The organism is Streptomyces sp. NPDC005820 (genome assembly GCF_040630255.1).
GTDB lineage: Bacteria > Actinomycetota > Actinomycetes > Streptomycetales > Streptomycetaceae > Streptomyces.
In genome coordinates, this window is record NZ_JBEXXE010000023.1 from 116,044 (window position 1) to 136,391 (window position 20,348).

22 protein-coding genes and 4 pseudogenes are annotated in these 20,348 nt (G+C 70.4%); 6 read left to right on the forward strand and 20 right to left on the reverse strand.

The genetic code is table 11. The annotated features are described in order from the left end of the window. Window positions 1-102 precede the first annotated feature (102 nt). From kynU to ABZ464_RS27485, 3 genes and pseudogenes are all read right to left on the reverse strand, one after another. Entirely contained in the window at window positions 103-1,287 is a 1,185-nt protein-coding gene (gene kynU / locus ABZ464_RS27475; RefSeq protein ID WP_359280648.1) for a kynureninase, read from the reverse strand. Beyond that, window positions 1,280-2,119 carry a tryptophan 2,3-dioxygenase family protein gene (locus ABZ464_RS27480; RefSeq protein WP_359280649.1) on the reverse strand — a complete coding sequence of 280 codons (840 nt, stop codon included), beginning with the start codon at window positions 2,117-2,119 and terminating at the stop codon, window positions 1,280-1,282. The genes kynU and ABZ464_RS27480 overlap by 8 nt, the downstream gene beginning before the upstream one ends. A 267-nt stretch (window positions 2,120-2,386) precedes the next feature. Then, window positions 2,387-2,533, reverse strand: a pseudogene (locus ABZ464_RS27485) (DUF3151 family protein); the annotation flags it as partial. Window positions 2,534-2,578: 45 nt separating this feature from the next. On the opposite strand from ABZ464_RS27485, the gene ABZ464_RS27490 reads away from it, so the two are divergent. Next, entirely contained in the window at window positions 2,579-2,812 is a 234-nt protein-coding gene (locus ABZ464_RS27490) for a hypothetical protein (protein WP_359280651.1), read from the forward strand. Between the two features lie 678 nt (window positions 2,813-3,490). Here the strand turns inward: ABZ464_RS27490 and ABZ464_RS27495 are convergent. Continuing rightward, window positions 3,491-3,745, reverse strand: coding sequence for a hypothetical protein (locus ABZ464_RS27495; protein ID WP_359280653.1), 255 nt, complete (start codon window positions 3,743-3,745; stop codon window positions 3,491-3,493). 2 nt (window positions 3,746-3,747) lie between these two features. Beyond that, complete coding sequence (locus tag ABZ464_RS27500; protein WP_359280654.1) at window positions 3,748-4,038, reverse strand: hypothetical protein; 291 nt, start codon at window positions 4,036-4,038, stop codon at window positions 3,748-3,750. Window positions 4,039-4,538: 500 nt separating this feature from the next. Here ABZ464_RS27500 and ABZ464_RS27505 point away from each other — a divergent pair, with 500 nt between their 5' ends. Both ABZ464_RS27505 and ABZ464_RS27510 read left to right on the forward strand, forming a co-directional pair. Further along, window positions 4,539-5,084, forward strand: a complete 546-nt coding sequence (locus tag ABZ464_RS27505) for a winged helix-turn-helix domain-containing protein (protein WP_359280655.1) — start codon at window positions 4,539-4,541, stop codon at window positions 5,082-5,084. After that, window positions 5,009-5,614, forward strand: coding sequence for a transposase (locus ABZ464_RS27510; protein ID WP_359280656.1), 606 nt, complete (start codon window positions 5,009-5,011; stop codon window positions 5,612-5,614). Before ABZ464_RS27505 ends, ABZ464_RS27510 begins: the two co-directional genes overlap by 76 nt. 149 nt (window positions 5,615-5,763) lie before the next feature. Here ABZ464_RS27510 and ABZ464_RS27515 read toward each other — a convergent pair. The 3 genes and pseudogenes from ABZ464_RS27515 to ABZ464_RS27525 form a co-directional block, all read right to left on the reverse strand. Further along, window positions 5,764-6,258: pseudogene (locus ABZ464_RS27515) on the reverse strand (RHS repeat-associated core domain-containing protein); the annotation flags it as partial. Between the two features lie 65 nt (window positions 6,259-6,323). Next, window positions 6,324-6,404 (reverse strand): annotated as a pseudogene (locus ABZ464_RS27520) (hypothetical protein); the annotation flags it as partial. A gap of 356 nt (window positions 6,405-6,760) precedes the next feature. Beyond that, window positions 6,761-8,209 carry a recombinase family protein gene (locus ABZ464_RS27525; RefSeq protein ID WP_359280658.1) on the reverse strand — a complete coding sequence of 483 codons (1,449 nt, stop codon included), beginning with the start codon at window positions 8,207-8,209 and terminating at the stop codon, window positions 6,761-6,763. Window positions 8,210-8,331: 122 nt separating this feature from the next. Here ABZ464_RS27525 and ABZ464_RS27530 point away from each other — a divergent pair, with 122 nt between their 5' ends. Then, complete coding sequence (locus ABZ464_RS27530; RefSeq protein ID WP_359280659.1) at window positions 8,332-8,751, forward strand: DUF3151 domain-containing protein; 420 nt, start codon at window positions 8,332-8,334, stop codon at window positions 8,749-8,751. A 33-nt stretch (window positions 8,752-8,784) separates the two neighbouring features. Here the strand turns inward: ABZ464_RS27530 and ABZ464_RS27535 are convergent, their stop codons facing one another. The 9 genes from ABZ464_RS27535 to ABZ464_RS27575 all read right to left on the reverse strand — a co-directional run bounded on the left by ABZ464_RS27535 (window position 8,785) and on the right by ABZ464_RS27575 (window position 17,067). After that, window positions 8,785-9,114 (reverse strand): DUF3151 domain-containing protein, encoded by a 330-nt coding sequence (locus tag ABZ464_RS27535; protein ID WP_359280661.1) that lies wholly within the window; start codon window positions 9,112-9,114, stop codon window positions 8,785-8,787. Window positions 9,115-9,128: 14 nt separating this feature from the next. Next, window positions 9,129-10,598 carry an MFS transporter gene (locus ABZ464_RS27540; protein WP_359280663.1) on the reverse strand — a complete coding sequence of 490 codons (1,470 nt, stop codon included), beginning with the start codon at window positions 10,596-10,598 and terminating at the stop codon, window positions 9,129-9,131. 59 nt (window positions 10,599-10,657) lie between these two features. Continuing rightward, window positions 10,658-11,680, reverse strand: a complete 1,023-nt coding sequence (fbaA, locus tag ABZ464_RS27545) for a class II fructose-bisphosphate aldolase (protein WP_359280666.1) — start codon at window positions 11,678-11,680, stop codon at window positions 10,658-10,660. A 151-nt stretch (window positions 11,681-11,831) separates the two neighbouring features. Next, a complete protein-coding gene (gene pyrE / locus ABZ464_RS27550) occupies window positions 11,832-12,386 on the reverse strand; it encodes an orotate phosphoribosyltransferase (protein ID WP_359280669.1) in 555 nt (184 codons plus the stop codon). Between the two features lie 10 nt (window positions 12,387-12,396). After that, complete coding sequence (locus ABZ464_RS27555; protein WP_359280672.1) at window positions 12,397-13,185, reverse strand: aldose 1-epimerase; 789 nt, start codon at window positions 13,183-13,185, stop codon at window positions 12,397-12,399. A 59-nt stretch (window positions 13,186-13,244) separates the two neighbouring features. After that, window positions 13,245-14,039, reverse strand: a complete 795-nt coding sequence (locus tag ABZ464_RS27560) for an SRPBCC domain-containing protein (RefSeq protein WP_359280675.1) — start codon at window positions 14,037-14,039, stop codon at window positions 13,245-13,247. Window positions 14,040-14,097: 58 nt separating this feature from the next. Beyond that, window positions 14,098-15,702 (reverse strand): polyamine aminopropyltransferase, encoded by a 1,605-nt coding sequence (locus ABZ464_RS27565; RefSeq protein ID WP_359280678.1) that lies wholly within the window; start codon window positions 15,700-15,702, stop codon window positions 14,098-14,100. Between the two features lie 61 nt (window positions 15,703-15,763). Further along, window positions 15,764-16,321 (reverse strand): DUF2617 family protein, encoded by a 558-nt coding sequence (locus tag ABZ464_RS27570; protein ID WP_359280681.1) that lies wholly within the window; start codon window positions 16,319-16,321, stop codon window positions 15,764-15,766. 359 nt (window positions 16,322-16,680) lie between these two features. Then, on the reverse strand, window positions 16,681-17,067 hold the full coding sequence (locus ABZ464_RS27575; protein WP_359280683.1) for a hypothetical protein: 387 nt from the start codon (window positions 17,065-17,067) through the stop codon (window positions 16,681-16,683). 141 nt (window positions 17,068-17,208) lie between these two features. On the opposite strand from ABZ464_RS27575, the gene ABZ464_RS27580 reads away from it, so the two are divergent. Continuing rightward, entirely contained in the window at window positions 17,209-18,408 is a 1,200-nt protein-coding gene (locus ABZ464_RS27580) for a pyridoxal phosphate-dependent aminotransferase (protein WP_359280686.1), read from the forward strand. Window positions 18,409-18,424: 16 nt separating this feature from the next. On the opposite strand, the gene ABZ464_RS27585 is transcribed toward ABZ464_RS27580, so the two are convergent. After that, entirely contained in the window at window positions 18,425-18,688 is a 264-nt protein-coding gene (locus tag ABZ464_RS27585; RefSeq protein WP_359280688.1) for a type II toxin-antitoxin system RelE/ParE family toxin, read from the reverse strand. Next, on the reverse strand, window positions 18,681-18,950 hold the full coding sequence (locus ABZ464_RS27590) for a type II toxin-antitoxin system Phd/YefM family antitoxin (RefSeq protein ID WP_005483715.1): 270 nt from the start codon (window positions 18,948-18,950) through the stop codon (window positions 18,681-18,683). The genes ABZ464_RS27585 and ABZ464_RS27590 overlap by 8 nt, the downstream gene beginning before the upstream one ends. A gap of 100 nt (window positions 18,951-19,050) precedes the next feature. On the opposite strand from ABZ464_RS27590, the pseudogene ABZ464_RS27595 reads away from it, so the two are divergent. Next, a pseudogene (locus ABZ464_RS27595) lies at window positions 19,051-19,488 on the forward strand (aminotransferase class I/II-fold pyridoxal phosphate-dependent enzyme); the annotation flags it as partial. Here ABZ464_RS27595 and ABZ464_RS27600 read toward each other — a convergent pair. Next, window positions 19,469-20,233 (reverse strand): UPF0158 family protein, encoded by a 765-nt coding sequence (locus ABZ464_RS27600; protein ID WP_359280691.1) that lies wholly within the window; start codon window positions 20,231-20,233, stop codon window positions 19,469-19,471. The pseudogene ABZ464_RS27595 and the gene ABZ464_RS27600 sit on opposite strands and share 20 nt — an antisense overlap. Between the last annotated feature and the right edge of the window lie 115 nt (window positions 20,234-20,348).

Here is a 20,348-nt window from a genome sequence, read left to right on the forward strand (position 1 = left end):
GAAAACGGCTCCGTCCTGGTCGCGCAGCACCCCACCCCCATACGCAGCCGACCACCGGCTTCACTCAGCTCACCGGTGGTCGGGACGCGGGTGCGAGGACCGTCAGTCCAGGACCTCCCCCAGCACCCGGGCCGCCCGCTCGACGTCCGCGAAGCCGACGTACAGCGGGGTGAACCCGAATCGCAGCACGTCAGGACGGCGGAAGTCGCCGACGACCCCGCGCGCGATCAGCTGCCGCATGACCTCGCCGGCCTCCGCACAGCGCAGCGCCACCTGGCTGCCCCGCTCCTCGTGGCGCACCGGGGTCAGCGACTCGAGGCGCCCCTCGGGGACGTACGCCCCGACGCACTCCAGGAAGAAGTCGGTCAGGGAAAGGGACTTGGCCCGGACCGCCTGGATCGAGACGCCCTCCCACACCTCGAGTGCCGCCTCCAGCGCGAGCATGGACAGGATGTCGGGTGTGCCGACCCGGCCGCGCGCCGCGCCCGTCGCCGGCTCGTAGTCGCCGCGCATCCCGAACGGCTCGACGTGCGAGTTCCAGCCGGGCAGCGGGGAGTCGAAGCGGTCCTGGAGGCCGTGGCGCACATACAGGTACGCCGGTGAACCCGGGCCGCCGTTCAGGTACTTGTAGGTGCAGCCGACCGCGAGGTCCACGCCGTGCTCGTCGAGGCCGACGGGCAGGGCCCCCGCGCTGTGGCACAGGTCCCAGACGGAGACCGCGCCCGCCGCCCGTACGGCGGCGGTGAGCGCGGGCAGGTCGTGCAGCCGGCCGGTGCGGTAGTCGACGTGGTTGAGCAGGACGGCCGCCGTACGGTCCGACAGCGCGTCCGGCACCTGCGCCGGAAGGACCGGCCGCAGCGTACGGCCGGTCAGCCGGGCCGCCGACTCGGCGAGATAGCCGTCCGTGGGGAAGGTGGTCGCGTCGACGAGGATCTCGTCCCGGCCCTCCCCCGCGATCCGTACCGCGCCGACAAGTGCCTTGAATACGTTGACGCTTGTCGAGTCGCCGACGACGATCTGCCCGGCCGCCGCGCCCACCAGCGGGGCGATCCGGTCGCCGATCCGCTCGGGCGCGGTCCACCAGCCGCTCTCGTCCCAGGAACGGATGCGCAGCTCGCCCCATTGCCGGCGGACCACGTCCGCGACGCGCCCGGGGACGGCGGCGGGCAGCGCGCCCAGCGAGTTGCCGTCGAGATAGACCACCTCGTCGAGGACGAACTCGGCGCGCTTGTCGGCCAGTTGGTCACCGGAGTCCAGCTCCCGTGCCTTGAGGGCGAGGTCAGACATACGACCTCGCCGTCCACAGCTCGGGGAAGACGTTCTTCTGGGCACGCCGCTCCAGCCAGGCCACACCGGCCGAGCCGCCGGTGCCCGCCTTGGCGCCCATCGCGCGCCGGGTGGCGACCAGATGGTCATTGCGCCAGCGCCACACCAGCTCCGCGACATCCGTCAACGCCTCGCCGAGACGGGCGAGTTCGTCGGAGCCGTCACCGGCGTACAGCGCGGTCCACACGGCCTCGACCTCGGCGGAGGGCTCGTAGCGCTGCGAGACGTCACGCGTCAGGACGGCGTCCGGGACCGGGTGCCCCCGGCGGGCCAGCAGCCGCAGCACCTCGTCGTAGAGGCTGGGCTCGTGCAGCGCCTTCTCCAGCTCGGCGTGGACGCGGGGCGCGCCGCGGTGCGGGACCAGCATGGACGCCGACTTCTCGGCGAGCAGGAACTCCATCCGCCGGTACATCGCCGACTGGAAGCCGGAGCCCTCGCCGAGGGCGCCCCGGTAGGAGTTGAACTGGGCGGGCGTGAGCTGGCCGAGCGGCCGCCAGGAGGCGTTCAGCGCCTCCAGCTCCCGTACGGAACGCTTCAGCGCGTCGATCGCGACCTGCACGTCGTCCGCGCGCAGCGCACGGGCCGCCGTCTCCCACTCGTGGACGATGACCGTGAACCACAGCTCCATGACCTGGGTCGTGACCAGGAAGACCATCTCTCCGGGATCGTCGGAGAGGGTGTGCTGGAGGTGGGTGAGAACGTCTGCCTTGACGTAGTCCTCGTACGGCGTGGTGCCGTCGAAGTCGAGATGCGGGGTCTCGGGCTCCTGCGTTTCGTGAGCCTCGTGGGACATCGCTGTCTCCTGCTGTACTCCGGGTAGCGGTCCGCCCCTGCCGATGCCGACACGGGGGCCCCGGTCCCCACCCGCATCTTCCGCATCGGGAGCGGATCCCGCAAGGCCCGCCCGGATCACGGACGGGCCCACGTCACAGGACGGGACCGCTAGGCCCTGTCGTTTGGATCATGCCGCGCGTCGCGGGGTGTGGCACGCGCGTCACACCCCGCTCAGGTCGGCCGAGAGGCTACGCCGGCTCAGCCGACCTGATCCAAACGACAGGTCCTAGCCCAGGGTCTGGGCCGCCGTCGGGGAGGAGTCCTTCAGGAACTGCGAGCAGCGCTCGTACTCCTCCTGCTCGCCGATCGCCTGCGCGGCGCGGGCGAGGGCGTGCAGGGCGCGCAGGAAGCCGCGGTTCGGCTCGTGTTCCCAGGAGAATGGTGAAAGATGTATACAAGAGACATGAGGGGGCACGGCATGACCGAGCAGGAGTGGCTGGACAGCCTCGCGGCGCAGTTGCCGGAGCGGGACCTGGAGTGGGTGGTGGAGCTGGCCAGGATCTGCTCCACGGAGTGTGTGGGGGACAAGCCGCCGACGGGGGAGGCTCGTCGGCCCGCCGGACCAGGTACTGCTCTCGATAACGGCGACGATTCCAAGCAGTGCGACGCGTCGGCAGGGTTCCAGACCCCCTCACAAACGGACGGGGTCTGAACCGGCGGCCTCATCGCCGCGAGACCTGCGCATTACGAGGGCCTGCATGATCGTCCTGGATGGTCCTGGTCTATGCCGCGGTCTCTCATTTCCCCTGTTCAGAAGCGTGCGGCCGAGACCTGCGTGCCACCGGGTACATCCCGTGCCACCCCATCCGCTCACGCAGCGCTCACGCAGACCCTTGTGACGCGCTGCGAGCTGAGGTGCCTGTAGTAGTGGGAGGGACACCTGTCCCACCACAGGGGGCGTGACCGGGCTTCTCCCCTGGAGTGAACGTCACATGGCGCCAGACGTCCGCCTACTCGAAGGAGATATTGGCACCCAGGGCCTCGGAGCGTTTGCGCCCACACTTGACCTTCCCGGCTCCTCAGGTGGGCAAGGCTTCGGCGTTCATGCAGGCCCGGTTCGTGGCGGTCTGTCAGCTCGGCGGCGCCCCCGAGACGCGCGGCAGGCACAGCCCCGTGCTTCGAACGCTCTCTGTCAGCCTTGGGCGAGGCTCCCCGCACTATCGGGTCAGTCTGAGAGGGCACGATAGAGGCTGGCCAGGGCAGCCGGGTCACCTCAATCGATTTCGACCCGCAGGTGCACGTAACACGGACATGTGAGGGACATCTCCCGAACCGCTCTCCGACTCCGGCCATGTTTCGGCCAGAGTCGGAGAGCGAGCGTTGCTTCAGCTCATTCGTATACGCGAGCCGCCATGACCATGGTCGCCAGGAGGTTCCACTCGGGCTGGTCGGGAATCCGCTCACTGCGGTTCTTGTACCACCCGGGCATGTCCACCACCCAGGCGACCCACGCTTCGAGGAACCTTTCGAGCGTGCCGTTCTCCCAATCCTGAGGTCGATTCTGGAGATCAGCCAGAGCATCGGTGAGGAATCGGGCGAAGTCATCGCGCGTTCTCACAAGGTCTGCTTTTTCATGCAATCCCATATTCACTTCCCCCTAACCACGATAGATGAACCATCATTCTTCGTCGTGAACTTCCAGGACTCATTCTGTACATCCGCAGGGCTTGCCCGAACGAATCGAACATTCACGCCGGCCTCTTGAGCAGCATGGAGCCTGCGGTTGTCGAGACTGTAGATCTTTCCGTCCTTTTGGAAAATTCGAATCGGCGGAAGGTCCCCGGCAGTCACTTTTCCGGTCTTCAGATCATCTACAAGGCTCTGGACGGACTTCCCGTTCTTGAAGTTGGCACCGATGCTGTCCTGCGTGAATCGCACCGCCCCCGGCGCGATCGTACCCTGGGCGGGAAGCCCGCCTCCCATTCCGGGGCCGGGCCTGGGTCCTCTAAGGCCACCGCCTCCAGCCCCCATGGCCATGGCGGTTGCGGCACCGAGAGCCTCGGCGAGCGAGGAAACACCCTTCGAGCAGGAGGCTTCAATGCGCCCGCACGCACGCCACTTCGCCAGCGCCAGAGTCTAGTAACCGCCAGCAAGTTGCTCAGTATCCGCAGGGTTGGTGATCCATCCGGCTACGCATTCCAACCCGCAGTAGGTCGTGCCGAGGTCCGCCTGAAGTGCCTGCTTGAATTCCCCGGCACCGGTCCAGTCCTCGGGTACGACGACACCTGGAAAGACCGTCATCAGACCGGGGCTGAGCACCGGCCCTTCAGGCGCCGAACTCCACCCGCTTGTGGTCCACCAGCCGTCGTCGTAGCTGTTGCCGCTGAGGTTGAAAGGGTGGGGTGACAGCGGGGCGTTGGCGGTGCTACATCCTCGTCATGAGGTACGCGGATGGCGGCGGCCTGACTGCTGCGGGGCGGGCGAAGCGTGAAGCAGTGCGCTTCGAGGCCGCGGAGATGTTCGAGCGAGGCGTCCGGCCGCCGGAGGCGGCCCGCAGGTTACGGGTGTCGCGAAAGTCGGCGTACGCCTGGCACGCCACCTGGCGCGAGGGCGGCAGCGCGGCTCTGGCCTCCAAGGGGCCCGGCGGCTTCCCGTGTCAGCTCAGCGATGTGCAAGCGGAACGACTGCAGGCCGAGCTGGAGGCGGGGCCGGCGGCGCATGGCTGGACGGAGGACCAGCGGTGGACCCTGGCGAGGGTCGCGGAACTGATCCATAGCCTGTCCGGCTACCGGTACACCCCGCGTGGGGTGTCGTATCTGCTGCACCGGCTGGGCTGGTCACCGCAGGTTCCCGCTCACAGGGCCGTCGAGCGCGATGAGCAGGCGGTGGCCAGGTGGCGGACGGAGCAGTGGTCACGGGTAAGAGGACGGCCCAGCTCCTGGGCGCGTGGATCCTCTTCGAGGACGAAGCCGGGCAGGACCTGAAGCCCGGCAAGGGCCGCACCTGGTCAAGGCGAGGCAGGACGCCGCTGGTCAAAGTCGTGGGCAAGGGGTCGGGCCGGGTCCTGATGGCCGGGATGATCTGCGTCCGGCCAGGCCACGAGACCCGTCTGATCTACCGGACCCAAACGTACCGGGGCCGCACCGGCGAGAAGAAGGGCTTCCGGGCCCGAGAGTTCGCGGACCTGTTGACCTCTGCCCGTCGGCAGCTCGGCGATGTCCCGCTGATCGTCGTGTGGGACAACGCCAGCACCCATCACGCCAAGCCCTTGCGGGAGTTCTGCGAGCGCAACAGCGACTGGCTGACCATCGTCAAGCTCCCGCCCTACGCGCCCGACCTCAACCCCGTCGAAGGCGTCTGGGCTCACGTGAAGAAGTCCCTGGCCAACCTCGCACCTCGCGCGATCGAAGACCTCACCCCGCTCGTGAAGAACCGCTTACGCGGCATCCAACGCCGACCCGAATTACTCGACGGCTTCATCACCGGGACCGGACTGGCACTGGAACCTCCGTAACGCTGTCACCCCACCCTTTCAACCTCAGCGTCACAACCGTTGCACCCCCAGGACGGGTCGTTGAGCGACTTGCCCCCGCTGTTCTTCGTCGGGGTGTTGTTGCCGTACTGAGCGCCACCCCCGCACTCATCAGGTGTCGCGCAGGCCATGAGGCCGCTCGGGTCGCTCAGCGTCACAGGGTTGTTCTGGGCATAGACGTACCCGCTGAACTGCTGCGGGTCGGCAAGGTCCAGAAGGGCGTCGACGCTGATGAACTGGCCGGTGGAAGCGTCGTACTCTCCCGCCCCGATGTGGGTGAGGCCGGTGCCGGCATCCGCCGACTGACCCAGGAATGCCTTGTCATCGGGCCAGACGCCGGTCGTCGCTCCCCGGCTCGCACCAAAGGGCGTGCTATAGCGCTTCGTCAGGGCTTGGGTCGAATCAGCGGTGATCGCGACGGAACTCGTGCCCTGGTGGTCCGTAGCAAGGAAGCTCAACTTCTCCGTGCCGGACTGGTTGGTGCGTAGGGCGATGGTCGCACCGGTCGCGCTGTAGTAGCGGTTGGCCCACTTCTTGCCCGACTTGAGGTGGACCTCGGTGCTGCCGAGGTAGAGGACGGTCTCGCCGTCGGTGGCGTTGTCCCGACGGATGAGAAGAGAGCCGTCGGTGCCCGCGACCGCGCGACCCACTGGCGCAGCGACTCCGGGTTGACACCCAGCTCGCGTGCCACCGACGAGATGCGTCGCCCGCTCGACTCCACCAGCGCGACCACGTCCCGCTTGAACTCCCCCGAGTACCTCGCAGTACCCATGAGGACACCCTCTCCACGGACCCGTAGATCCGCTTCTCAGAAGCGTCCACTGTTCGGGGTGAAGCCCACTCGACCCTTGCACCAACCCGCAATACACCCTGCACCCACCCCGCGCCCGAACGCCGCCCTCCCTCCCCGTGTCCCACCGCCGTGTTCCCGCCCACCCGGCGGTCACGGTGGCGCGGTACGGGAGGTGCGGCTCTTTGACTGAGGACGAGTGGCTGCGCCGCGTAGAGGCGCAACTCCCCGACCGCGACGAGGAGTGGATCGACGATCTGCTCCGCATCTTCGGCATAGACCGGTCATGAACCAACGAAGCCGGGTCCCCGACAGGCAGGGGACCCGGCTTCCATCTGTCACCTGAGCACCGGCTCGATGTCCGCCGGATCGAAGATCGGCCCATTGGACGCGGGCTTGATGATGACCGCACGGAAGACCTTGAGGACCGCGGCGCGCTGCTGCTCGATCGCCAAATTCTCCCAGCGCCCCCGTATGTCGATCGGACCCGCCGCGAAAGTCGCGACCTCGGCCCGATGCAGCGCTCGCTCCCGATGCAGCTCCGCGATCTGCTTCTCCAGGTCCTCGGTGAGCGCGATGTAGCGGGAGGCCGACATGCGCTTCTCCTGCCACGCCTGCTTGAACTCGGCCATGTCCCGTTCCAGGGAGGCCAGTTGCTCCTCCCTGGTCCATTCCGGCGCACGCTCCCGGACGCTCGCAAGCGCCTTGTCCGAGCTGATGAACACGGCGTTCCTGATAAGGCGGTCGACCGGTTCGCCCGCTCTGGCTACTCCCCCGCATCCCCCGTCGTTCTTACCAGGGCACGCGTACTTGAACTGCGATGACGTCTTCGACTTCCGGTACGACGGGAAGGCCCGCATCTTCGTACCGCACCGCCCGCACCGCGCGATGCCGGAGAGCAGGTACTTGGTGGCGTTGTCCCGTGGGACACGTCCCTCCGACTCCCGCTTGACCTTCTCCGTCAGCAGATACCAGTCGTCGGGGGTGATGATCGGCTCCCAGTCACCGACGACGGGCTCACCGCTCTCGTCCAGGAACAGCTCCCCTTGGTGCATCCGGTAGCCACAGATCCGCGGATTCATCAGCATCCGCTTGATCTTGGAGTCGTCGAAGACGCCTCCGCTGTGCGACCTGATCCCCTTGTCCCGCCACTCACGCGCGATCGAGGCCCACCGGATGCCTCCCAGGAAGTCCTTCACCGCCTTGCGGAGGTTCTCGGCCTCTTCCGGCACCAGCGTCCTGCGGTCCTCGCGGTTCCATCCGTACGGCGCCCGACCACCAGGGAGCTTGCCCTTCGACGCCAGTTCCAGGTGCTTGCGCTTCGTCCGCTTCGACGTGTCCGCCGAGGACTTGTTGGCGATGGTGACCTTGATCCGCGCGATGAACCGACCGTTCTCCGTGGACAGGTCGATGTCCGACGCCGACACGGAGTCGAAGACGAGGTGGCGCTTCCGGCGCTCGGCGTCCTCGTACTCGTCGATCCACGCCTCCAGTTCACGCGGCTGACGCGTGAAGCGGTCGATGTCCCAGGCGACGACCCCATCGATCCGCCCGGCCTTCAGGTCCTCCAGCATCTGCCGGAACTCGGGCCGTACCGTCTTGCGCTTGTACGCGGAGAGGTCGTTGTCCTCGTAGACCTTGGCGACCTCCCACCCCCGGGCAGCACAGTGCAGTCGGCAGTCCTCCTCCTGCCGTGCGACGCCGAGCCCCTCGGCCTCGTCGTCCTTGCTGATCCGGGTGTAGATGCCCACCTGAACGGCCCCGGAGGACCCCCGTCGTGCTGCCATGCGCCGGATCGTCGCATATCGCGATCAGGTACATCAAGCGCCATTCTCATATCCACCCGATCCACGGCCGATACCCCATGAAGGCGTCCCGAACGCCCGTCACCAAGTGGCAGACTGATTGCATGACGACGCACAAGAACCTGCTCGGCGGCCCGGACCCGACCTACCTGCCGGAGAACGAAGAGGCGTACCGCCTGCTGGGCGAGGAGTCCCAGGCGCCCGCCGAGGTCGCGGCGAAGCATCCGACGTTCTCGCTCGCCTGGGCGATGCTCGCGGACGACGCCTTCGAGGCGGGGCGAGTGGTCGAGTCGTACGCATACGCGCGCACCGGCTATCACCGGGGTCTCGACTCGCTGCGCCGGGCCGGGTGGAAGGGGCACGGCCCCATCCCTTGGGACCACCGGGCCAATCGCGGGTTCCTGCGCTGCCTCGCGGCCCTCGCCCGCGCCGCCGGCGCGATCGACGAGAAGGAAGAAACGGAGCGTTGCTGGCAGTTCCTGAAGGACAGCAGCGCCGATGCGTACGCCGAACTGAAGCGGTAGTCACCGCAGTTGAGACGTCTGTGCCGCCGTTACTCAGGCAGCGACGGCGGCACAGGATGCAGAAAATGAACGATTACATGTAGCGCCCTTCTCCCAGGGGACCGGGCCGTGACCCTTCCAGCCGCTGCGGCGCAGGGCGTCCAGACCGCGGTGGTACCCCGTACGGGCGTACGCGTACGACTCCACCACAGCGCCCCGCTCGAAGGCGTCGTCCGCGAGCTGGGCCCAGGCCAGCGAGGACGTCGGGTACTTCGCGGCGACGTCGGCGGGCGCGGCGCCGGTGGCGAGGAGGTCGCGGGGCTCCGGGTCGTCGGGGAGATGGGTCGGGGGCGGGCCCCCGAGGAGGTTTTCGTGAAGGGACATGGGTCCAGTCTCGCTCACCCGAGCTCGCGGGGCGCCCGCCTCTCCCCCTCCAACGGCGGAGCCGTCACACAGCAGTGGGTCCGGCACTCCGGGTGGTCGCAGTCCGGGGGCGGGCGGCGGACCGTGGTGAAGGCGACGGCCGAGCCCACGACCAGGACGGCCGCGCACCACACCATCGAGCGCCGGAACGGTCCCTCGAAGGCGTCCGCCGAGCGGTAGGACTCCGCACCCATACCGGTCAGCAGGGGCAGGGCGGCGACCGCGATGAGGCCCGCCGCCCGGGCCGCCGCGTTGTTGATGCCGCTGGCCAGCCCGGCCCGGGTGACGTCCACCGAGGCCAGGACGGTCGCGGTCAGCGGGGCGACCAGGGTGACCAGGCCGACGCCGAGCACCAGGACGGCGGGCAGCACGTCGGCGGCGTACGAGGCGTCCTCGCCGACCCGTAGCATCAGCAGCATCCCCGCCGCGCACAGCAGCGGCCCCACCGTGAGCGGGATGCGCGGCCCGATCCGCTCCCCCAGCTCACCGGAGCGGGAGGAGAACAGCAGCATCAGCACGGTCGTCGGCAGCAGGGCCGTACCGGCGGCGAGCGCGGAGTACCCGGCGACGACCTGGAGCTGGACCACCGAGAGGAAGAAGAAACCGCCGAGGGCCGCGTACACGCACAGGGTGACCAGGTTGACGGCGGTGAACTGGCGGGAGGCGAAGATGTCCGGCGGCATCATCGGATCGGACCGGCGCCGCTCCACCACCACGAACGCCACCCCGGCCGCGATCCCCACGACGGCCGCCAGGCCGACCAGCAGCGAGCCCTCGTTCGCCTCGATCAGCGCGTACGTCACCAGCCCCAGCGACAGCGCGCCCAGCGCCGCGCCCAGGACGTCGAACCGGCCGTGGGCGAGCGTGTCCCGCGACTCCGGAACGTGCCGCAGCGCCACCGGGACGCACACCACCGCCAGCGGCACGTTCAGCAGGAAGACCCACCGCCAGCCCGGCCCGTCCACCAGCCAGCCGCCGACGAAGGGCCCCACGGCCGCCCCGATACCGCCGAAACCGGACCACAGGCCGACGGCCCGCCCCCGGTCGTCGTGGTGGAAGGAGGCCTGGATCAGGGCCAGGGAGCCGGGGGTCAGCAGGGCTCCCCCGACCCCTTGCAGGGCACGGGCCGCCACCAGCACCCCCGCGTTCGGCGCGAGCCCGCACAGCAGCGAGGCGGTGGCGAACCACACCACCCCGACGACGAAGACCTTCCGGCGCCCGTAGCGGTCCCCCAGGGAACCGCCCAGCAGGATCAGACCGGCCAGGGTCAGCATGTACGCGTTGACGGTCCACTGGAGCGCGGCGAGGTCGGCGTCCAGGTCCTCCCCGATCCGGGGCAGGGCCACATTGACGACGGTCGAGTCCAGCAGGGCCATGCTGGATCCGAGGACCGTGGTGAACACGATCCACCTGCCCTGGGGCGAGGCCATCCGGACATCGGGCATGCCCCCAGGTATACAGCGAGCCCGGCGCCGTGGCACCGGGCTCGACCGCGAAAGCGGGCTTACTTGATCTTCTGGCCCGCCGAGCGCAGGTTCTGCGTGGCCTCGACGACACGCGCGGCCATGCTCGCCTCGGCCAGCTTGCCCCAGGTGCGCGGGTCGTAGGTCGACTTGGAGCCGACCTCGCCGTCGACCTTGAGGACACCGTCGTAGTTCTTGAACATGTGGGCGGCCACCGGACGCGTGAAGGCGTACTGGGTGTCCGTGTCGATGTTCATCTTGACGACGCCGTTCTCCAGGGCCGTCGCGATCTCCTCCTCCGTGGAGCCGGAGCCGCCGTGGAAGACGAAGTCGAACGGGGACTGCTTGCCGAACTTGGCGGCGACGCCGTCGTTCAGCTCCTTCAGCAGCTCGGGACGGAGGACGACGTTGCCCGGCTTGTACACGCCGTGCACGTTGCCGAAGGACGCGGCCAGCAGGTAGCGGCCCTTCTCGCCCAGGCCCAGCGCCTCGACGGTGCGGATCGCGTCCTCGACCGTGGTGTACAGCGAGTCGTTGATCTCGTGGGAGACGCCGTCCTCCTCACCGCCGGTCGGGGTGATCTCCACCTCGAGGATGATCTTCGCGGCGGCGGCGCGGGCCAGCAGCTCCTGCGCGATCGCGAGGTTGTCGGCGAGGGTCTCGGCGGAGCCGTCCCACATGTGCGACTGGAACAGCGGGTTGCGGCCGGCCTTCACGCGCTCCTCGGAGACCGCGAGCAGCGGACGTACGTACCCGTCGAGCTTGTCCTTCGGGCAGTGGTCGGTGTGCAGGGCGACGGTGACCGGGTACTTCTCGGCGACGATGTGCGCGAACTCGGCGAGGGCCACCGAGCCCGTCACCATCTCCTTGCTGTACTGGCCGCCCAGGAACTCGGCGCCACCCGTGGAGATCTGGACGATGCCGTCGCTCTCCGCCTCGGCGAAGCCGCGCAGCGCCGCGTGCAGGGTCTGGGTCGAGGTGACGTTGATGGCCGGGTAGGCGAACTTGCCTGCCTTCGCCCGGTCGAGCATCTCGTTGTAGACCTCGGGGGTTGCGATGGGCATCTGTCCGCTCCTTGGTATGTGCGGGTTGGCGATGTGCGTACACGCGTACGCGCAGTACTTACGGCCCTGACCTAGACCTTGGGTGCGACGTCATCGTCGTCCCCATCTTTCCAGAGATGCGCGGATGGTCCATGCCTGGTCCACGCGCTGGTCAGTCCAGCCCGAGTTCGTCCTTCGAGAAGGCGAACAGGTACGGCACACCCGCGCCCTCGCGGATCTTCTCGTCGGCGCCGGTCGCCCGGTCCACGATCGTCGCGACGGCGACGACCTCGGCGCCCGCCTCGCGCACGGCCTCCACGGCCGCCAGCGGCGAGCCGCCGGTGGTGGAGGTGTCCTCGACGACCAGGACCCGGCGGCCCTTGATCTCGGGGCCCTCGACGCGCCGCTGGAGGCCGTGCGCCTTCGCCGCCTTCCGTACGACGAAGGCGTCCAGCCTGCGGCCCCGCGCGGCGGCCGCGTGCAGCATGCTCGCGGCGACCGGGTCGGCGCCCATGGTGAGCCCGCCGACGGCGTCGAACTCCAGACCTGCGGTGAGGTCGAGCAGCACCTGCCCGACCAGCGGGGCCGCCTCGCCGTCCAGGGTGATGCGCCGGAGGTCGACGTAGTAGTCCGCCTCCAGACCCGACGACAGGGTCACCTTGCCGTGCACCACGGCCTTGTCCTTGATCTGCTGCAGCAGCGCGCCGCGTACATCCACGTCCGTCATGCCGAACAGCTTAGAGGCGGGTCCAGGACCAGGTGGTGGTGGCCTCCAGCGGCTCCAGGGGCGTGACCAGGCGCGGGAGGGTGTTCAGCCCGTTCGGCGGACCGGTCTGCGGCTCCACGCACACGGCCGCCTCCTGCTCGTCGTAGACGACGACCCACTCCTCGGGGCTGGTCACCTTCACCGCGAGCTGCCCCGGCCAGGTCAGGGTGACGTCGACGCCGCCGGGCATCCCGAAGCAGTCGTCCCAGGGGCCGGGCTTCGGCTCGACGCGGTTCCCGGTCGGCAGGTGGTCCTCGCCGCGCTCCTCCTGCCAGGCGGGGTCGAAGGCGACCTGGACGTCCGGGCCGCCCAGGGTGCGGTTGAACCAGGGGTGCCAGCCGATCTGCGCCGGGAAGGACGAGCCGTGCGTCTCCACGCCCATGGTGAGCGTCAGGGACTCCTCGGTCAGCTTCACCACCTGGGTGATCCGGCCGGGGTGGGGCCAGGGCTCCACCAGGTCGTACGTCAGGACGGCCTCGTCCGCCGTGCGCCGCGCGACCTTCCAGGCGCCGTCGCGGGCGGTGCCGTGGATGGCGTGGGGCGGGGCGTTCAGCGGCATCCGGCGTTCGGTCGCGCCGTCGAGGAACCGGCCGTCGCGGATCCGGCCGCACCAGGGGACCATCGGGAAGCAGCCGAACCGCTCGCCCTGCCGCAGCAGCTCCAGCCCGCCGACGCGCAGCCCACCGACCCGGCCGCCGTTGCCCGGCTGCACGGTCGCCTCCGCGTCGCCCGCGGTCAGCGTGATGTCTTCGTTACTCACGGGACGACCCTACTGGGCCGATCAAGGGGGCGGTTCCGCTCCCGGCCCACGCCGTACGGCTACCTGCGGCGCCGCAGCGCCCGCCCCACGACGATCGCCGAGGCCACGACCAGCGCGGCGGCGGGGGCCGCCCAGCGCAGGGTGCTGTTGGGGGCGACCGTCTGCGGCGCGGGCACCGGCGCGTACCGCCCGCGCGGCGGCGCGTGGTCGACCTCCTCCGCACTCCGCCCGATCATCGTGCGGCGCGCGTGCGCGGCTTCGGCGGGGGGCTCGGCGGAATCGCCGGGCTCGGCGGCATCGGTCGGCTCGGTGAGGTCGTCGAGGCCTTCACTCTCGAACACGGGCATCAACGACCCCTCGGCAGACACGGTGGGGGCCTGGGGCGCTTCCGGCTCCTCGGGCTCTTCTGCCCCCTCCTCCACGGCACCCTCAGCCGCCCCCGCCCCCAAGTTCTCCGCGAAGCGGGTCAGCAGGCGGGTGATCGCGCCCCGTACCTGTTCCTCGGGCAGTTCGGTGACGCGGCCGTCCGCCGTCGCCGCGCCCTCGATGTGGAGGGTCGTGCCGGTGTCGGTGTCCCGGAGCCGCAGCAGGAGGGTGAGTTTCACGGTGCCGCCGCCGCGGGCCTCGGTGGCGTCGCCCTCCACGGCGTACGCCCCGTCCTCGCGCGCGGAGAGCCGTACCGCCCCCCGGTAGGTGATGGTGTGGCCGCCGATCCGGACCTTCAGCCGGCCCGCGACGGGCTCGGTACCGGCGTCCTGCTGGAGGCCGGGCACCGCGCGGGCCACCCGGGCGGGGTCGGCGAGGGCCGCCCTGAGCCGCTCGGCGGGAACGGGAACGAACACCTCTTGCTCCATAGGGCCGGAGCCTACCCAGCGGTCGCCGGTACGCACCCGGCGAAACAGCGATTGGCGGTCAGTACCGCGGATGCACCAGCGTCGAGGGCGGCACCCCCGCCACCCGCGTCCGCTGCGCCGCCCTGGCGTCCGCGAGGAGGCCCGCCTGGGTGAGGGTGTGCAGCCGGTCGTCGGGGTCGACGCGCAGGGTCGGGCGGGCGCCGGGCGAGGCCAGGACGAAACCCCAGTCGTCGGGGGCGCGCTCGCGGCGGCCGGGGGCGCGGACGTCGACGCGGTAGGGGACGGTGTGCAGTCCGGCCGCCCGCAGGGTCGCCTCCACCGTCCAGAACGCCCGGTGCCGGCCGGTGACCTGCCCGGCGTGCACGGCGAGCCGTCCGCCGGGGGCCAGGGCGCGCCGGGCGAGGCCGTAGAACTCCTGGGAGTACAGCTTGCTGCTCGCGGTGACATCGGGGTCGGGCAGGTCCGCGAGCACGACGTCGTACGCCGCCGGGGGCGCCCCGCGCAGCCAGTGGAAGGCGTCGGCCGTGACGACACGGACGCGGGGGTCGTCGTAGACATGGGCGTTGAGGCGGGTCAGGGCCGGGTCGGTGCGGGCGAGGCGGACCAGGTCGGCGTCGAGTTCGACGACGTCGACCCTGTGCACGCCGGGAAGGGTGAGTGCCTCGCGGGCGGCCAGGCCGTCACCGCCGCCGAGGACGAGCACGCGCGCGTGGCGGCCGTGCATCGCGGGGTGGACGAGGGCCTCGTGGTAGCGGCGCTCGTCGCCGCCGACCCGGAGCCGGCCGTCGAGGTAGAGGTCGAGGGGGCGGCCGTGGCGGCCGCCGGTCAGGACGACCTCCTGGACGCCGGTCCGCACGGCGACCCGCACGTCGCCGCCGTAGACGGCCTGTCGCGCGGCCCGCTCGAAGTCGTCGACGAGGACGGCGGCGGAGCCGAGGACGACGATCGCGGTGACGCCGGCGGCCGGCAGCAGCCAGCGCGCGCGGCGGCCGAGGTCGCGGCGGAACAGACCGAGGACCAGGGCGCCCCCGGCGACGACGTTGACCGCGCCGGTCAGCAGGGAGCTGGTCAGCTGGCCGCAGAACGGCAGCAGCAGGAAGGGGAAGGCGAGGCCGCCGACGAGCCCGCCCACGTAGTCCGCGGCGAACAGGTCGGCGACGGCGCCGCCCGCGTCCTGGCGGCGGACGCGCTGGATGAGCTCCATGAGGAGGGGGACCTCGGCGCCGATGAGCAGGCCGATGGCGAGGGAGAAGGCGACCAGGAGGATGCGCGGGCCGTCGGCCCACAGCCCGCCCCAGTCGCCGGTCCAGGCGAACACCGCGTACAGCACCATCGCGCTGCACCCGCCGACCAGCGCCAGGGCCACCTCCAGGGCGCCGAAGCCGGCCGCGGCGAACCGGCGGAGCCGTTTGGCCGCGAGGGAGCCGATGCCCATCGCGAAGACCATCACGGACAGCACCACGGAGGCCTGGGTGACCGAGTCGCCCATCAGGTAGGAGGCGAGGGCGACCAGTTCCAGCTCGTAGACGAGACCGCAGGCCGCGCAGACGAACACGCACGTGAGGACCAGGAACCGTCCGACGTCCGGCCGGACGGGCAGCCGCGCGGGGCCGCGCCAGGGCGGTGGGGCGCCGGGCGGAGCCGGGGCGTGCGGTTCGATCACGGTGCGACGTTACGTCACGGGCCGAGGACGCAACGTCACCCACACGTGTGGAAGATGGCCCTCAAACCTCACGACCGACACCGCATGACTCGACGGGCCGGGAGCTTCCCGGCCGCGACCGCGCCCCGACCCTCGTTCTCGTCGCGACCAGTTGCCCGTCCTGCGGGTACGCGTGCCAGGTGCGCCAGTGGACGTGGCCCTCGTGGCGCTGGGCGAGGAGGGCGGTGAAGGCGTGCGGGCTGCCCGGGAAGACGCCCGCGAGGCCGTGGGGGTGGTCGGAGACCAGGGCGAGGAGTTCCTGGGCGCGGCCCGCGAACTGGCCCGGCGTCAGCACCTCGACGCGCGCGGCGAATTCGTACTCCCAGTCGCCGACGCGTTTGGCCACCCCCAGCGGGAGCGGGGTGCTGCTGCCGGGGATGCAGGCCACCGTCTCCGAACAACAGCCCTGCTCCTCCTCCAGCAGCACCTGGTGCGAGGCACCCAGCAGTCTCAACTGGAGCTTGGCGCCGGACAGTTCGAGGTCGAGCGTGGCGAGGGCGGGCAGCGGCTCACGCCCCAGGGCCCAGGCGAGGTCGGCCGCGCGCGTGTCGGTGTAGGAGGTGTTCAGGGTCGTGAGCATGGATCGGCTCCGCGAAGACGCGAGGAGGGAGAGATCGGCCCCGGCCGGCCAGGTCCGGGAAGGACGTCCGCAGGGGACGTCCGCACGGGACGTCCGTAGGGGTCCGAGGGGCTGCGTTGGTGATTTAGAGGGAATCATGAACGGTGGCGACGCCACAGCGTTTTTACCCAACTTCGTGGGGTTTCCATCCCTCAGGGGGCTCCACAGCTCAACTGTTCAACCACGGCGTGCGCCGCAAGGGCCCGGCGCACGCCCCCGAGCCCCCTTCCGGAACCTGGTGCGACCGCGGGGCGCCCTGGTCAGGGGCGGGCCCCGCGGTCCGGATGCGGCTCCCCCTCGGGGAGCTCAGCTGCCCCGTGTCAGCTGCCTCCACCGCATCCGCCGCCTCCGCCGCACCCGCCGCCGCCACCGCAGGACGACCCGCCGCCGCACGACGAACCGCCACCGCAGGAGTGGCCCGAGTGGCCGCCGGAGTCACCCGAGTGGCCGTGGTGGCCCGAGTGGCCGTGATGGCCCGACGAACCGCTGTCGCTGCCGAACACCCACCAGCTCGCGGCGGCCGTGTCGGCACCGCTGCCCGAGCCGCTGGAGTAGGTCCTGCCGCCGGAGTGGCCGCGGCTCGCCGAGCCGCTGTACGACCGCACCGGACGGCCGTAGGGGTGCCTGAGGCTCCTGCGGCGTGCGTTGATGACGAGCACCGCCACGAAGAACACTGCGATCACCGCCAGGATGATGCCCACGATCATGGCGTCACCCTCCTTCCGAATCCCCCGAAGCGGCCCCCCGTGGGCGCCTCGCGCAGCGCCCGAGCGCTTGCGTGCACGGGGGATGCCCGCCCGTCTCACCTGCCAAAGCACACTTGAGGAAGTCCAGAGCTTCGGCGCAGGATGACCGGCATGACCTCCAGCTCACGTCCCTTCCTCAACCGCCGTCTCGCCGAGTTCGGGACGACGATCTTCGCCGAGATGTCCGCCCTGGCGGTGGCGACCGGGTCCATCAACCTCGGGCAGGGCTTCCCCGACCAGGACGGCCCGGAGGAGGTCCGGGAGGCGGCGGTGCGGGCACTGCGGGACGGGCGCGGCAACCAGTACCCGCCGGGCCCGGGCGTCCCCGAGCTGCGCACGGCGATCGTCGCGCACCAGGCCCGCCGCTACGGCCTGTCCCACGACCCCGACACCGAGGTCCTGGTCACGGCGGGCGCCACGGAGGCCATCGCGGCCACCCTGCTGGCCCTGCTGGAGCCCGGCGACGAGGTGGTGGCCCTGGAGCCGTACTACGACTCCTACGCGGCCTGCATCGCGATGGCGGGCGCCACGCGCGTGCCGGTCACCCTGCGCCCCGACCCCGCGCAGGCCCGCTTCCGCCTGGACCTGGACGAGCTGCGCGACGCGGTCACGGACCGCACCCGGCTGCTGCTGATCAACACCCCGCACAACCCGACCGGCACGGTCCTCACCCGCGAGGAGCTGACCGCGATCGCCGGGCTGGCGGTGGAGCGGGACCTGCTGGTCGTCACGGACGAGGTGTACGAGCACCTGGTGTTCGACGAGGCGGAACACATCCCGCTGGCCACCCTGCCCGGGATGCGCGAGCGCACGGTGACGATCGGCTCCGCCGGCAAGACCTTCTCCTTCACGGGCTGGAAGGTCGGCTGGGTGACGGCCGCGCCCGAGCTCGTGACGGCGGTGCGCTCGGCGAAGCAGTACCTCACCTATGTGGCGTCCGGGCCGTTCCAGTACGCCGTCGCCGAGGCCCTCGCGCTGCCGGACACCTACTTCGAGGGCTTCCGCGCGGACATGCGCGCCAAGCGGAACGTCCTGGCCACGGGCCTGGCGGACGCCGGGTTCGACGTGTTCCGGACGGCGGGCACGTACTTCATCACCACCGACATCCGCCCCCTCGGCGAGACCGACGGCTTCGCCTTCTGCCGGGCCCTGCCCGAGCGGGCGGGCGTGGTCGCCATCCCGAACGCGGTCTTCTACGACCACCGCGAGGCCGGCGCCCCGTTCGTACGGTTCGCCTTCTGCAAACGCACCGAGATGCTGGCGGACGCGACGGAACGGCTCCGCAAGGCGTTCGCCCGCTGACCGATGTCAGGAGCGCTCAGGTGTCATAGACAGTGGAGCGATGCCCGACGTGTACGACCCACACCACCAGTTCGCCGTTGCCGATTGTATAGATCACGCGGTAGTCGCCCACCCGGAGGCGGCGGCGGTCGGGCTGGGAGACGAGGGCCGTGGTGTTGAACCCCGTCGGGTCGCTCTCCAGCTCAGTCAGCTTGGCCAAAATGCGGAGGGCCATGTCTCGCGGGACCTTGCGGAGTTCGGCCTGAGCCTCGGCTCGGAAGACGGTGCGGTACTCACTCACTGCGCGCCAGCGTCTCCCTCATGATGTCCTCGATCGGGATGCCGGGTGCCGGGTTGGTCATGCGCTCGTCGATGATCCGGTTGATCTCGCGCTCTTCCCACTCCTGGTACTTGCGCAGCACCTCGATGGACACCACGGCGGCGACCTGCTTGCCGCGCCGGGTGATGACAGTAGGTACGTCGTCCCGGTCGGCCCGCTCCACGACCTCGGCCAGATGTGCCCGGACATCGCGGATGGACTCTATCGGCATGGGCTGTGTCATGCGCCCAAGAGTACCGAGTGTCCTATGTGTACGCAACGGCTCACTGTCGCTCGGGGGTGTAGCCCTCGGACCCGCATAAGGATGAGTTCACGAACGCGGAGTCGGCTGGGTGACCGGCGCCCCCGATCTCGTCGCCGCCGTCCGGTCGGCGAAGCAGTACCTGATGTATGTCGCCTCCGGGCCCTTCCAATTCGCCGTGGCCGAGGCCCTGCGTCTGCCCGACTCGCACGTCGAGGAGTTCCGCGCGGACATGCTGACCAAGCGGGACCTGCTCGCGGGCGGCCTGGAGCGGGCGGGTTTCACGGTCTTCCGCCCGGCCGGCACGTACTTCATCACCACCGACATCCGCCCCCTCGGCGAGAGGGACGGCTTCACCTTCTGCCGTTCACTGCCGGAGCGCTGTGGGGTGGTCGCGATCCCCAACGCGGTCTTCTACGACCACCGCGAGCAGGGTGCGCCCTTCGTTCGCTTCGCGTTCTGCAAGCGGACAGGTGTGCTGGAGGAGGCGGCCTCCCGACTCAAGACGCCGGCCGCCTGACAGCCACAGACGTACCAGCATCTGTACCGGCCACACGGCCTGGTTGCCACGAGCCGGAAAGCGGGCAGTAGCCCTCCTCGGCCAGCCAGGCGCGGGCCCTGCCGCGCTGTCGCTCATCGCGGAACCGGTGGTACCGGCGCCAGGAGTGCTCGTCACCGGCGAGGACGTCCTTGAAGCGCCGGAAGGCACCCCGCCCGCCGATGGCAATCCGCAGCCGGTTGGCAAGGGTGGCGTCCCCGACCTCTTCGATGAACAGCTCCATGTCCCGGTAACCGGCCCGGGACCCCAGAGCCGGAACGTACAGCCATCGCTCGGGATCGTCGTCCTCGTCGGCCTCGGGCCCAGGCCCCAGCTCATCGGTGAACGCAGGCCAGCACTCCCCGGTGGACAGATCGATCCGGCCACCGGACTCGGCCGGGTCCCCCTCCAGCAGCATGGCGAGCATCTCCAGATCGACCGCGAGCGGGCGCAGGAGGAGGATCGCCGCAACTCCCGCGCGCAACCGGTCCACCAGCTCCTCGTCGCCCCGGAAGCCGCGCTCCTGGAGCACGCCGAGAAACAAGGCCGCCATCTCCGCAGCCCCCGGCAGGCCCTGCGCCGCAGCCCCGGCCACACCATCGCCGGCCAGCTGCAGCACCTCACGCACGGGTCCACGACGCAGCGCCGCAAGCAACGCCACCCCGTCCTGCGCGTGGAGCGCGCCACGCAGGGCCCGCAGCCCGTCCTCGTCCCATCCCTCAACCACGACCCCGACGGTAACGCGCCACCGAGGAGTACGACGCCGGGACCCGTCGGTTTCCCTGCGCCCGGCTCCGTGCCAGTGCCGGCGCACCCGGAGCCTGGGGGCAGGCGGTGTTGCC